Consider the following 12,938-nt stretch of genomic DNA (forward strand, 5'->3'; position numbering starts at 1 on the left):
GCCTGCCACTACCATTGTCAGGTGCATCCGCAGATAACCATCCGTCCCGCCACTGCGGAAGATTTCGACGACGTTGCCCGGATCACGCGGGACTCCTACCTCGCCGCGGGGTACTTCGACAGCCCTGACCACCCCTACATCCTGCAGATCCAGGACGTGGCCCGGCGTGCGCAGAGCGCTACGATCTGGGTGGCTGAGCGCCGCGGCCAGGTTGTCGGCTCGGTGACCCTGGCCCGAGCCGGGGAACCGTATGCCGACATCGCCCTGGATGACGAGCTGGAGTTCCGGATGCTGGTGGTGGATCCGCACGTACAACGCAGCGGAGCCGGGAAGGCCATTGTTGAGGCCATCATCAACCACGCCAAGTCGCTCACCGGCATTAAGGCAGTTGCCCTCACTACTGGAAAAACCTGGGAGAGCGCCCATGGTCTCTACCGGAAGTTCGGGTTCCAGCGCGTCCCGGAGCGTGACTGGTTTGTTCCCGGCACCGACATAAAGCTGCTGGTTTACCGGCTCGAGGTGTAGCCACCCTAAAGTGGTGCCGACTCATTTCAGCTTTGAAAGGCCCACCATGCGCAAAACCTTCGGCACTGGCTCCGTCTGGGAGCAGACCCTCGGCTACTCACGGGCAGTCCAGGTGGACAATACGCTTTACATTTCAGCCACCGCCGCCAGCGGTGAGGACGGCATCGTGGGTGATGACTTTTACACCCAGACCCAGTACATTCTCCAGAAGCTCGGGGCCGTCCTCGCCGATGCGGGTTTCAGCTTCGCTGACGTTGTCCAGTCCAAGCTGTACGTAACCGACATCAGCAAGTGGGAAGAGGCCGGGCGCGCCCACGGCGAAGTCTTCGGCGAGATCCGTCCCACCCTTTCCCTGGTCCACGTGCTGCCGTTCCTGGACCCTAAGATGCTTGTGGAAATCGAGCTCGTAGCCCAAAAGAGCGCCAGCTAGCCCAGCGAGAGCCCGAACGAACACTTGAGGCCCAACTTGTGGGGGCTTAAGTGTTCGTTCGCGCTGTAACTAACCTGCCGAGGGGTGTTAGGTGGAGGGCAGGCCGTAGCGGTGCTCCGGCCTGCCGGTGGTTCCGTAGCGCAGCTGGATGTCTACGGCGCCGTCATCAGCCAGCGACGACAGGTACCGCTGCGCCGTGGCCCGGGAAACGCCCACTCGCGTGGCCACCTCCACGGCCGAGTACTGCTCGCCGGGAACCAGCGATTCGAGCACCGCAGCCTCGGTGGCGGACCGCGGTTTCGCCGACGCCGCCACCTCGCCGGGAATCAGCGACCGTTTGGCCCGCTCCACCGATTCCTGGTCCAGCACCCCGGGTTGGCCCAGGATGCGGCGGTACCGCGCGTAGGACCGCAACTGCTGGGAGAGCGAATCGGCGGTAAACGGCTTCAGGAGGTAGCCCAGGGCGCCCCGGCGAAATGCCTTGCGGAGCGATGCCGCGTCTGACGCCGCACTTAGGATCATGGTGTCCACATCAAGCTGCTGCAACAGGTCCAGCCCGGACGCATCCGGCAAATAGACATCCAGAAGCACCAGGTCCGGGCGCAGGCTGTGGATGGCCTGCAAAGCGAGCGACGCCGTCCCCACCGGCGCCAGTGCCAGGAAACCCGCCACCGAGTCCACATAGGCAGCGTGCAGCTTGGCCACATGGAAGTCGTCGTCCACAATCAGCACCCTGAAATCCTCAGGCATCGTTGTCCTTTCCTGCCAAGTCTTTGGCTGCGGAGTCTTTGGCTGCCAAGTCCGTGGCTGCGCCCGCGGTTGTCCGCGGCAGCGAGGCCATAAATACTGCACCCGGCCCGCCGACGGAACCCGGTTCCAGAACCCTGACGTCGCCGCCGCGGCGGCGGGCCAGCTGCCGCGCGAGGGCCAGCCCCAGGCCGTGGCCGCCGCTGGACAGGACGGGACCTGCACCGCGGGCAGCAGCAGCCGTGGTGAAGCCCTCCGCGAACACCATCTCCGGATCTACCCCGGCTCCCAGACCGTCGCCGGAATCGGCGACGACGATGTGCAGGGTCCCGCCGTCGTCGTCCGGTTCATCCAGGACTTCCAGTTCAACCCAGCGGTCCGTCGCAGAGCCGGCCACGGCGGCATTGACTGCGTTGTCGATCAGGTTTCCCAGCACCGTGGTCACATCCTGGGGTTCAGTGACCTGGCCGCGGACCAGGGTCTCCGGCCCGATCCGCAGGGTGACTCCACGTTCATCGGCTTCCACCCCCTTCGCCCCGACAAAGGCCTGCAGATAGGGGTCCTGGAGCAGCTCGGCCTGGTCGACAGGGAATTTCAGCGGCCCCGTAGCAGCCAGCCGGGCCAGGTATTCCCGCGCCTGCTGGTGCTGGCCCATGCCCATAAAACCGGCCAGGGTGTGCAGCTGGTTCGCGAACTCGTGGCGCTGGGCGCGAAGGGCGGTGGACATGGTGCCCACTGCGTCCAGCTGCCGGGTCAGGTGCTGCAGTTCCGTGCGGTCGCGGAGCATCACCACCCAGCCCAGGTCCTCGCGCCGGTGCAGGGCCTTGCGCGCGCTTGCCACCAGTCCCCGTCCTGCCGCCACAAGTTCCATCGCCTCCGCCGCATCGGCCTGGGCACCGCCCGGAGCCGGGCGGGTCAGGGACTTCAGCTGCGCCGGAACCGGGGCCTCCTCCCAAAGCGTCCCGGCAAGGTCAGGCAGCGCCAGCAGCCGTTGGGCTGCGGCGTTGAAGACGCTGATCCGGCCGTCGGCCGAAATGCCGATAACGCCGTCGTCCACTCCCTGCAGCACCGCCACCTGATCATGGACCAGGGTGCTGATTTCTTCCGGCTCCAGGCCCAGCGTGAGCCGCTGCAGCCGGCGCCGCAGCAGGAACGAGGCCAGCACACCCGCCAACAGGGCGCCGGCCGCGGTCAGTGCAACCGGCCCAATATCCCTGGCCAGGCTCTGGCCCACTGTCTCCATGGAGTAGCCCACGCTCACCTCACCCACCACGGTTCCGGTGCCCGGCGCATAAACAGGCACTTTGGCGCCCGCCGATGGGCCAAGCGTCCCGGTGTTCCGGGTGGTGATTTCCTGGCCGGAGAGGGCCTCGGAGGGGTCTGTGCTGACCTTTTCACCCAGGCGGTCCGGGTCCGGGTGGGCGAGCCGCAGTCCCGTCTCATCGGTGATGACCACGAACAGTGCACCGGTGCGGATCCGGGCGTTTTCCGCCTCCGCCATCAGCGGCCCATCCCTGAGCTCGGCGGGCGGGGGAGTTCCTGCCTGCTCACTGATGGACTGGACATCCGCCCGCACCGAAGGATCGGAAGCAACGGTGCGCGCCAGCGTCAGGGCCTGGTTTTCGGCCTCGCGGCCCACCCTGTCGTACGTCAGCCAGGCGTGGACCGCTGCGCTGAGGAGGGCCACCAGCAGGACAACCCCCAGTTGCAGGAGCAGGGTCTGGGTGGAGAACCGCAACGGCCGCCGTGGCACGGAACCCTGCATGATCCTCCTTGAACGTGGGGTGGGATGGCGTGAGCACAATGCGCAAAATGCTCCCAATAAGCAGTATGCCAATCAATTGAGCCAAAGGCACTGCCGTGACGCCCGCCACCATATGGTCTGTAGCACGCGTCACACCGCTGTGTCGCCGTTCACAAGAAGGAGCCGGCCGTGCTGGTATTACTTGGATTCGCCATGATCGCGGTATTCATGGTGCTGATCATGACGAAGAAGTTGACGCCAGTGCTGGCGCTGATCATCGTACCCACTGTTTTTGGACTTTTTGCAGGCGCCGGCCTGGGCATCGGGGACATGGTCCTGGACTCGATGAAGTCCATGACCTCCACCGCGGCCCTGCTGATGTTCGCCATCATCTACTTCGGCCTGATGATCGACGTCGGGCTGTTCGATCCGCTGGTCAAGTTCATCCTCCGCAAGCTGGGCAATGACCCCGCCAAGGTGGTGCTGGGCACGGCCATCCTGGCCGCAGCCGTATCACTCGACGGCGACGGCTCCACCACCTTTATCCTCACCACGGCGGCCATGCTGCCCGTCTACCTCCGGCTGAAGATGAGCCCCGTGGTCCTGACCTGCGTGGCCGGCCTGGCCAACGGCACCATGAACATCCTGCCGTGGGGCGGCCCCACAGCCCGCGCCGCCACCGCCCTGAAGATTGACGTCAACGACGTCTTTGTTCCCATGATCCCGTCCCTGATCGCAGGCCTGGCAATTGTGTTCGTGTTCGCCTGGCTGCTGGGCCTGCAGGAACGCAACCGCCTCCGCGCCGCCGCGCCTGAGATCTGGGCGACGCCGTCTGCGGCAGAACCTTTTTCACCGGAAGCGTTCGACGGCGGTACCGCCTCCGTCACGGCCGGCACCGGCAGCGCCGGGTCACCTGCCCCCGGAACCGGAAGCCCCGCCGTCGGCGGTCCCGGTGCAGGCTCATCCCTCGCGCTGCTCGAACGCACCGAATCGCTGGTTGATGACCGGGACACCGCCATGGCTGACACCGCCCTGGATCCGAACCGCACCACGCTCCGGCCCAAACTGATCTGGTTCAACCTGGGCCTGACGGTGGCCGTGATGGCGATGCTCATCGCCGATCTGGTACCCCTGCCGTTTGTCTTTATGGTGGGCTCGGCCATCGCCCTGATAGTGAACTTCCCGAACGTCAAGGAACAGGGCGCCCAGCTGATCGCCCACGCGCCGTCCATCGTTGCCGTGGTGAGCATGGTCATGGCCGCCGCCGTCCTTACCGGTGTCCTGACCGGAACCGGCATGGTGGAGGCAATGTCCGCCTGGCTGGTCCAGATCATCCCGTCCAGCATGGGTCCGTTCATGGCAGTCATTACCGGCGTCCTCAGCATCCCCATGACGTTCTTCATGAGCAACGATGCTTTTTACTTCGGCGTCCTTCCTGTCCTGAGCGAAACGGCCGGGCACTACGGCATCAGCGCTGCGGAAATGGCCCGGGCATCCATCACTGGCCAGCCCTTCCACCTGCAAAGCCCGCTGGTCCCTGCCATCCTGCTGCTGGTTTCCCTGGCCAAGGTGGACCTCGGCGACCACCACAAGAAGGTTCTGTGGCGCACAGCTGTGGTGTCCCTGGTCATGCTGGGAGTGGGCATGCTGACCGGAGCCATCGGTATCGGCTAGTCTGAAAGTGCCTGTGTCCGGCCCTCGCGGCAGGACCAGGCAGTGAAGGTGCCCGTCTGACGCCCGCTGGGGGTCGTCAGACGGGCATCTTCGTTTCCCCACTAGACTGGTTCGGAAAACAATTCAAACTTTGCAGGGGAGATCCATGGCTGCGATCAACCGTGACGACGTCGCGCATCTCGCGCGGCTCGCTCACATCGAGATGAGTGCTGAAGAGCTGGACAGGATGGCCGGCGAGCTCGCCGTCATCGTTGATGCCATCAAGTCCGTCAGTGAAGCCGCCGGTGACGATGTCCCGGCGACCTCCCACCCGATTCCGCTGAGCAACGTGTTCCGCGAAGACGTGGTGGGCCACACCTTCACTGCGGAGCAGGCACTCTCGGGGGCGCCGGATTCCGATGAGAACCGTTTCAAGGTCCCCGCAATCCTGGATGAGGACTAACCCATGACTGAACAAAACTCCGCCGGCTCCAGCAGTTCAAACGGCGCGGACAGCCTGATCCGTTCCTCCGCAGCGCAGCTCGCCGCCAAATTGGCCGCCCGCGAGGTCTCCGCCGTCGAGGTCACCCAGGCGCACCTGGACCGGATCGCCGCTGTGGACGGCGGCGAACGCGGCGTGCACGCCTTCCTCCACGTCAACACCGAGGAAGCACTCTCCGTGGCAGCCGAGGTTGACGCCATCCGCGCCGCCGGCGGCGCAGCGGCCGACGAGCTCCACGAACTCGCCGGCGTGCCCATCGCCGTCAAGGACCTCATTGTCACCGTGGGCCAGCCCACCACTGCCGGTTCCAGGATCCTGGAGGGCTGGCACAGCCCGTACGACGCCACAGTGGTCAAGCGGCTGCGCGCAGCCAGGATGCCCATCCTGGGCAAGACCAACCTGGACGAATTCGCCATGGGCTCCTCCACTGAGCACTCCGCCTTTGGACCTACCCGGAACCCCTGGGACCTTGACCGGATCCCCGGCGGTTCCGGCGGCGGTTCCGCTGCGGCGGTGGCGGCATTCGAGGCACCGCTGGCCCTGGGCACAGACACTGGCGGCTCCATCCGCCAGCCCGGTGCCGTGACCGGCACCGTGGGGGTCAAACCCACCTACGGCGGGGTGTCCCGCTACGGCGCCATCGCCATGGCTTCCTCGCTGGACCAGATCGGGCCGGTTTCGCGCACTGTGCTGGACTCTGCACTGCTGCACCAGGTCATCGGCGGGCATGATCCGTTCGACTCCACCTCGCTGCAGGACCCCCTGGCCGATCTCGTGGCCGCCGCCAGGATTGGCAACGTGGAAGGCCTGCGGATCGGCATCATCAAGGAACTCCACGGCGAGGGATACCAGGCCGGCGTCGAAAACCGCTTCCACGACTCGCTGGAGCTCCTCAAGGAGGCCGGAGCGCAGATCGTTGAGGTCTCCTGCCCCAACTTCAAGTACGCCCTGGGTGCCTACTACCTGATCATGCCATCCGAGGCCTCCTCAAACCTGGCCAAGTTCGACGGCGTCCGGTACGGTCTCCGCGTCCTGCCCGAGGACGCGCCCATGACGATCGAGCGCGTGATGGGGGCCACCCGCGCCGCCGGCTTCGGCGACGAGGTCAAGCGGCGCATCATCCTGGGCACCTACGCCCTGAGCGCCGGCTACTACGACGCCTACTACGGCTCCGCCCAGAAGGTGCGCACCCTGATACAGCGCGACTTTGATGCCGCCTTCACCGTGGCCGACGTCCTGATCTCGCCCACTGCGCCCACCACGGCCTTCAAGCTGGGGGAGAAGCTGGATGACCCGCTGGCCATGTACCTCAACGACGTCGCTACCATCCCCGCAAACCTCGCCGGTGTGCCGGGACTGTCCCTGCCCGGCGGCCTGGCCGACGAGGACGGATTGCCCGTGGGCATCCAGCTGCTGGCCCCGGCCCGCGAGGACGCCCGCCTGTACCGTGTCGGAGCAGTCCTGGAGTCACTGCTAGAAGCGAAATGGGGCGGCCCGCTCCTGGACCGTGCACCCTCGCTGACGGCCCCCGACCTTACCGTTTCCACGGCTGGCGCCGTTCCGAGCCATGGAGGTTCACTCTGATGACTGACGCAATCCTGACCTTCGAAGAGGCCATGGAGAAGTACGATCCCGTGCTGGGGTTCGAGGTCCACGTGGAGCTCAACACCAAGAGCAAGATGTTCTCCTCGGCGCCCAACGTGTTTGGCGATGAGCCCAACACCAACGTCAACGAAGTGGACCTTGGCATGCCCGGCGTCCTGCCGGTGCTGAACAGGACCGCGGTGGAGTCCTCCATCAAGATCGGCCTGGCGCTCAACTGCAAGATCGCCGAGAACTGCCGGTTTGCGCGGAAGAACTACTTCTATCCGGACACGCCCAAGAACTTCCAGACCTCCCAGTACGACGAACCCATCGCCTACGACGGGTACCTGGACATCGAACTGTCGGACGGTACAGTCTTCCGGGTGGAGATCGAGCGTGCCCACATGGAGGAGGACGCCGGCAAGCTGACCCACATGGGCGGGGCCACCGGCCGCATCCAGGGCGCCGACTTCTCCCTGGTGGACTACAACCGCGCCGGCGTTCCGCTGGTGGAAATCGTGACCAAGCCGATCGAGGGCGCCGGTTCCAGGGCTCCCGAACTGGCGAAGGCCTACGTGGCCGCCGTCCGCGAGATCGTCAAGAACCTTGGTGTTTCCGACGCCCGCATGGAGCGCGGAAATGTCCGCTGCGACGCCAACGTGTCACTGCGGCCCCACGGCCGTGAACGCTTCGGCATCCGTTCTGAAACCAAGAACGTCAACTCCCTGCGCGCCGTCGAACACGCCGTCCGCTACGAGATCCAGCGGCACGCCGCCGTTCTTGACTCCGGCATCCCCGTGGTCCAGGAGACCCGGCACTGGCATGAGGACACGCGCACCACCACCTCGGGACGGCCCAAGTCCGACGCCGATGACTACCGCTACTTCCCGGAACCTGACCTGGTGCCGGTGGTTGCATCACGTGAATGGGTGGAGGAGCTTCGGGCTACCCTGCCCGAGCCGCCGGCCGACCGGCGCAAGCGGCTTCAGGCCGACTGGGGGTATTCGGACCTCGAATTCCGTGACGTGGTCAACGCCGGCGTCCTGGTCGAGATCGAGGAAACCATTGCCGCCGGAGCCTCCGCCTCCGTGGCGCGGAAGTGGTGGATGGGCGAGATTGTGGGCCGCGCCAAGAATGCCGACGTCGATCCCGGCCAGCTGGGCGTCCAGCCGGCCACCATCGTAGACCTGGCAAAAATGGTGGAAGACGGCAAGATCAACAACAAGATGGCCACCGAGGTGCTGGACGGCGTCCTTGCCGGCGAAGGTACCCCGGCAGAGATCGTGGAGAAGCGCGGCCTGGCTGTTGTCTCCGACGATGGACCGTTGCTGGAAGCCATCGATGCCGCCCTCGCCGCACAGCCTGACATTGCAGACAAGATCCGCAACGGAAAGCTCCAGGCCATCGGCGCTATCGTGGGCGGCGTGATGAAGGCAACCCGCGGGCAGGCCGACGCCGGACGGGTCAAGGAACTGATACTCGAAAAGCTCGGCGTCAAGGCCTGAGTACCTGTTTTTACCCCAAGTGGGTCGCACTTAACGTCGTCAAAACGCCTCATAACAACGTTAAATGCGACCCAGTTGGGCTTTAAGTACTCACATCCGGCCGGGCAAAAGTACTCGTGTTCAGCAGCGGTTGCCGGCCTTACACTGAAATCCCCGGGGCGCCGAAGCCCTGCACGTGCTGGAAGAGGGATCCCATGTCTTTCCGAAAACCCCTAAGTATCCGCAAGGCGCTGCTGGCCGGGGTGGTGGCTCTGGCTCTGACCGGGACGGGAGCAGCACTCACCTGGGCAGCCTCGGACGAACCGTCCGGAACGCCGTCGGAATCCGCTCAGGGACAAGGCAAGAACAAGGCAGACAAGGCAGCCAAGGCCGGGAAAGGCCCCAAGGCTGACAAGGCCAACCGTCCCCAGGAGCTGCACAGCGAAAGCGTGGTCAAGAAGAGCGACGGCACGTTCGAGACCCAGGTGAGCCAGCGGGGCACGGTTGAGGCCGTGACTGATTCCTCGGTCACCGTCAAAAGCGAGGACGGCTTCAGCCAAAGCTACGCCGTGAACGCGGAGACCCGGATCATCAAGATCCCCGCTCCGGCAGCGGACGGAAGCCCGGCCAAGGGCCCGGATGGCAAGCGCCTGAGGCCCTCAGACGTCCCCATCTCCGAAATTGCTGTAGGCGAAACCATCAGGGTTTCCGGAGTCAGGGCAGGCAGTGACGTCACTGCCAAGCAAGTGGTGGAAGGTGCAGGTGCCGGACCCGGCAACGGCTTGGGGCTGGGCAGGGGACAGGGCAGGGGCCTGGACAAGGGCGCATCCCCAAGTAAGTAGTGCTAACTGGCGTTTTAGGGGCCCATAACGACACTTCGCACTACTTAGTTGGGCCAGGGCTTAGTTGGGCCGGGCGGTCAGTTGGGCCAGGGATGCTCTACCAGTCCTGTCATGATGGCCTGGAGCGCCTCGCAGACGATCGTCACGGACCGGCGTTTCAGATTCTCCGGACGGGCCAGGATGTCGATCCGCCGCCGCGTGCTGATGCCTTCAAGGGGCCGCAGCACAATGTCCGGATTGAGCACGGGGCGGGCCGTGTACCGGGGCAGCAGGCCCACCACCCCGCCCGCCGCCACCAGGGCGGCCACGGTGGAGTAATCGTTGATCCGGTGGACAATGTTCAGTTCCCTGCTGGCAACTGCAGCGACGGCGGACAGCACGTCGGCGGGGGAGTAGCCGGCGTGGCTGGTCACCCAGGGTTCGCCCACGACGTCGTCCGCCGTGACCCTGGCCTGTCCCGCCAAATGGTGGCCCGCCGGAAGTGCCACATCCAGCGGCTCATGTGCGAGCGGAATCACGGCCACCCTTTCCACCGGCCAGCCGGGGCTGTGGTCCATCCGGTGGGCAAGTACGAGGTCATAACGTGCGGTGAGGGCAGGAAAGTCGTGCTGCGCCACGTCCTCGTCCGAAAGCTGGATCCGCGGCTGCCCGGGTGCATCGAGCATTCCGGCAAGTGGAGCAAACAGTGCCTGCCCGGCGCTGTGGAAGCCGCTGATGGTCACCGGCGCTACTGAGGAATGGTGATACGCGCCGATGGCGGTTCTCGCGTCCGCCATGGCGCTGACCACGGCGGCCCCGGCGTCGGCGAGCACTTGGCCGGCCTCCGTCAGCACCAGGTTCCGCCCTTCCTTCCTGGTCAGCGGTACCTCCACGCTCCGCTGCAGCAGGGCCAGCTGCTGGGATACGGCGGAGGGCGTGACCATCAGGGTCTCCGCCACTGCCTTGACGCTGCCGAGTGCTCCGAGTTCCCGGAGGATCTCCAGCTGGTGAATTTCCATCAGGCCATTGTACGCATTAGCAATCACTACATCGTCGATTGAGAAGATAACTGTTGTGCTAATGCTTTTTCCTCGCTGTAATGGGACAGGCAGCATGGTGCCAGCAACGAGGATTTTCTAGAGTGAGGAAGCCAATGAAGGCTCTGTACAAGGCCGGACCCCAGGCCGGGTTCGAACTGGTGGACCGGCCTGAACCGGAAGCCGGCCCCGACGACGTCAAGATCCGGGTCATCACCACGGGCATCTGCGGCACCGACCTGCACATCCAGGCCTGGGACGCATGGGCGCAGGGCATCATTGAGGCACCGCTCATCCCCGGCCACGAGTTCTATGGCGAAGTCGTGGACGTCGGCGCCGACGTCCGGGACGTCAAGGTGGGCGACAGGGTGTCCGGTGAAGGCCATGTGGTCTGCGGAATCTGCCGCAACTGCCGGGCCGGCCGGAGGCAGATGTGCATCCACACGGTCAGTGTTGGCGTGCAGCGCGACGGTGCGTTCGCCGAGTTTGTCGTCATTCCGGAAACCAACGCCTGGGTCCACCACGATCCCTCTGTCACGCCGGAACTGGGCGCCATCTTCGACCCCTTCGGCAACGCCGTGCACACCGCCCTGAGCTTCCCCCTGGTGGGGGAGGACGTCCTCATCACCGGTGCAGGCCCGATCGGGCTGATGGCCATCGCCGTGGCCCGGCACGCCGGCGCCCGGAAGATCGCCATCACCGATGTCTCCCAGCCCCGCCTGGACCTTGCCCGCCAGTTGGGGGTTGACCTGGCCATCGACGTCTCCACCACCCGGATCAGGGACGCCCAGCAGGAACTTGGCATGCGCGAAGGCTTTGACATCGGCATGGAAATGTCCGGCCACCCCACAGCGCTTCCTGAGATGATCGACAACATGAACCATGGCGGCCGCATTGCCATGCTGGGGCTGCCCAGCCAGTCCATCACCATCGACTGGGGCAAGGTAGTGACGCACATGCTCACGCTGAAGGGCATCTACGGCCGCGAGATGTTCGAAACCTGGTACGCCATGAGCGCCATGCTGTCCTCCAACCCGGTGCTCCATGCTGCCATTTCGGCCGTGGTGACGGACAGGCTTCCCGCCCAGGACTGGGAAAAGGGTTTTGATATTGCCCGCGCCGGCGTCGGCGGCAAAGTTGTCCTCGACTGGACCGAACTCTAAGGAGCACCATGTACACCTCGATCAAGGACCAGCTGCAGTCTGAGCTGGAGGAGATCCGCACAGCGGGACTCTTCAAGACCGAACGAAGCATCAACTCACCGCAGTCCAGCCACATCACGGCAGGACAGGTTGGCCAGCCTGGGGCCAGCGTCCTGAACTTCTGCGCCAACAACTACCTCGGCCTGGCCGACCACCCGGACATCATTGCGGCCGCGAAGACTGCCATGGACAGCCGGGGCTTCGGGATGGCCAGTGTTCGCTTCATCTGCGGCACCCAGGACCTGCATCTGGAACTGGAAGCCCGGGTCTCCAGCTTCCTGGGCACCGAGGACACCATCCTGTTCTCCAGCTGCTTCGACGCCAACGGCGGGGTCTTCGAGTCCCTGTTCGGTGCCGAGGATGCCATCATCTCCGATGCCCTGAACCACGCCTCCATCATCGACGGCATCCGCCTGTGCAAGGCGCAGCGGTACCGCTACGCCAACCAGGACATGGCGGACCTGGAGGCGAAGCTCGTGGAAGCCAAGGATGCCAGGCGGAAGATCATCGTGACTGACGGCGTCTTCTCCATGGACGGCTACCTGGCGCCGCTGGAAGCCATCTGCGACCTCGCGGAGAAACACGATGCCCTGGTCATGGTTGATGATTCCCACGCCGTCGGATTTATGGGCGCCACCGGTGCCGGGACCCCTGAGCACGCCGGGGTGTCCCACCGAGTGGACATCTACACCGGAACGTTCGGCAAGGCGCTCGGAGGGGCGTCCGGCGGCTACGTTTCCGGCCGCCGCGAAGTAGTGGCAATGCTTCGCCAAAAAGCGCGCCCCTACCTCTTCTCCAACTCACTGGCTCCTGCCATCGTGGCGGCCACCATCAAGGCGCTGGACATCGTGGTGAATTCGGGCGAGCTGCGCACCAGGTTGTTCGAAAATGCCGGACTGTTCCGCCGCCGGATGACCGAGGAGGGCTTCGAACTCCTGGACGGCGAACATGCGATTGTTCCGGTCATGTTCGGGGACGCCGTGCTGGCCGCCAAGGTGGCAGACCAGATGCTCCAACATGGCGTCTTTGTGACAGCCTTCAGTTTTCCCGTGGTTCCCCGCGGTGCCGCCCGCATCAGGGTCCAGCTTTCGGCGTCCCATTCACCGGACGACGTCGAGGCCTGCGTGCGTGCCTTCGTCGCCAGCCGTGCGGCGGTAGCCGCTTAGGACCGCGGACTGCTGGCAGCTGATTCTGCGGGTCCCCGATTCT

General features: G+C 65.1%; 12 protein-coding genes. 9 read left to right on the forward strand and 3 right to left on the reverse strand.

Features of this window, described 5'->3' with window-relative positions:
- Positions 1 to 21 precede the first annotated feature (21 nt).
- Positions 22 to 525: a GNAT family N-acetyltransferase gene (locus F8G81_RS07320; RefSeq protein ID WP_267278340.1), complete on the forward strand. Its 504-nt coding sequence runs from the start codon at positions 22 to 24 to the stop codon at positions 523 to 525.
- A 46-nt stretch (positions 526 to 571) separates the two neighbouring features.
- The gene (locus F8G81_RS07325) at positions 572 to 955 is read left to right on the forward strand and encodes a RidA family protein (RefSeq protein WP_267278341.1); all 384 of its coding nucleotides are present in this window, start codon (positions 572 to 574) and stop codon (positions 953 to 955) included.
- Positions 956 to 1,042: 87 nt separating this feature from the next.
- On the opposite strand, the gene F8G81_RS07330 is transcribed toward F8G81_RS07325, so the two are convergent.
- A complete protein-coding gene (locus F8G81_RS07330) occupies positions 1,043 to 1,705 on the reverse strand; it encodes a response regulator (RefSeq protein WP_267278342.1) in 663 nt (220 codons plus the stop codon).
- Positions 1,698 to 3,467, reverse strand: a complete 1,770-nt coding sequence (locus tag F8G81_RS07335) for a sensor histidine kinase (protein ID WP_267278343.1) — start codon at positions 3,465 to 3,467, stop codon at positions 1,698 to 1,700. The genes F8G81_RS07330 and F8G81_RS07335 overlap by 8 nt, the downstream gene beginning before the upstream one ends.
- Positions 3,468 to 3,635: 168 nt before the next feature.
- On the opposite strand from F8G81_RS07335, the gene F8G81_RS07340 reads away from it, so the two are divergent.
- From F8G81_RS07340 to F8G81_RS07360, 5 genes are all read left to right on the forward strand, one after another.
- The gene (locus F8G81_RS07340; RefSeq protein WP_267278344.1) at positions 3,636 to 5,120 is read left to right on the forward strand and encodes a CitMHS family transporter; all 1,485 of its coding nucleotides are present in this window, start codon (positions 3,636 to 3,638) and stop codon (positions 5,118 to 5,120) included.
- A gap of 145 nt (positions 5,121 to 5,265) precedes the next feature.
- Entirely contained in the window at positions 5,266 to 5,562 is a 297-nt protein-coding gene (gene gatC / locus F8G81_RS07345) for an Asp-tRNA(Asn)/Glu-tRNA(Gln) amidotransferase subunit GatC (protein ID WP_267278345.1), read from the forward strand.
- A gap of 3 nt (positions 5,563 to 5,565) precedes the next feature.
- Positions 5,566 to 7,185, forward strand: a complete 1,620-nt coding sequence (gatA, locus tag F8G81_RS07350; RefSeq protein ID WP_267278346.1) for an Asp-tRNA(Asn)/Glu-tRNA(Gln) amidotransferase subunit GatA — start codon at positions 5,566 to 5,568, stop codon at positions 7,183 to 7,185.
- Positions 7,182 to 8,690, forward strand: coding sequence for an Asp-tRNA(Asn)/Glu-tRNA(Gln) amidotransferase subunit GatB (gatB, locus tag F8G81_RS07355; RefSeq protein ID WP_267279151.1), 1,509 nt, complete (start codon positions 7,182 to 7,184; stop codon positions 8,688 to 8,690). The genes gatA and gatB overlap by 4 nt, the downstream gene beginning before the upstream one ends.
- A gap of 194 nt (positions 8,691 to 8,884) precedes the next feature.
- The gene (locus F8G81_RS07360; RefSeq protein ID WP_267278347.1) at positions 8,885 to 9,511 is read left to right on the forward strand and encodes a hypothetical protein; all 627 of its coding nucleotides are present in this window, start codon (positions 8,885 to 8,887) and stop codon (positions 9,509 to 9,511) included.
- A gap of 77 nt (positions 9,512 to 9,588) precedes the next feature.
- On the opposite strand, the gene F8G81_RS07365 is transcribed toward F8G81_RS07360, so the two are convergent.
- Positions 9,589 to 10,509, reverse strand: coding sequence for a LysR family transcriptional regulator (locus F8G81_RS07365; RefSeq protein ID WP_267278348.1), 921 nt, complete (start codon positions 10,507 to 10,509; stop codon positions 9,589 to 9,591).
- Between the two features lie 134 nt (positions 10,510 to 10,643).
- On the opposite strand from F8G81_RS07365, the gene tdh reads away from it, so the two are divergent.
- Both tdh and F8G81_RS07375 read left to right on the forward strand, forming a co-directional pair.
- Positions 10,644 to 11,690 carry an L-threonine 3-dehydrogenase gene (gene tdh, locus F8G81_RS07370; protein ID WP_267278349.1) on the forward strand — a complete coding sequence of 349 codons (1,047 nt, stop codon included), beginning with the start codon at positions 10,644 to 10,646 and terminating at the stop codon, positions 11,688 to 11,690.
- Between the two features lie 8 nt (positions 11,691 to 11,698).
- Complete coding sequence (locus F8G81_RS07375; protein WP_267278350.1) at positions 11,699 to 12,895, forward strand: glycine C-acetyltransferase; 1,197 nt, start codon at positions 11,699 to 11,701, stop codon at positions 12,893 to 12,895.
- Positions 12,896 to 12,938: the final 43 nt, after the last annotated feature.

Source organism: Arthrobacter sp. CDRTa11, from assembly GCF_026427775.1.
Classification (GTDB): Bacteria; Actinomycetota; Actinomycetes; order Actinomycetales; family Micrococcaceae; genus Arthrobacter.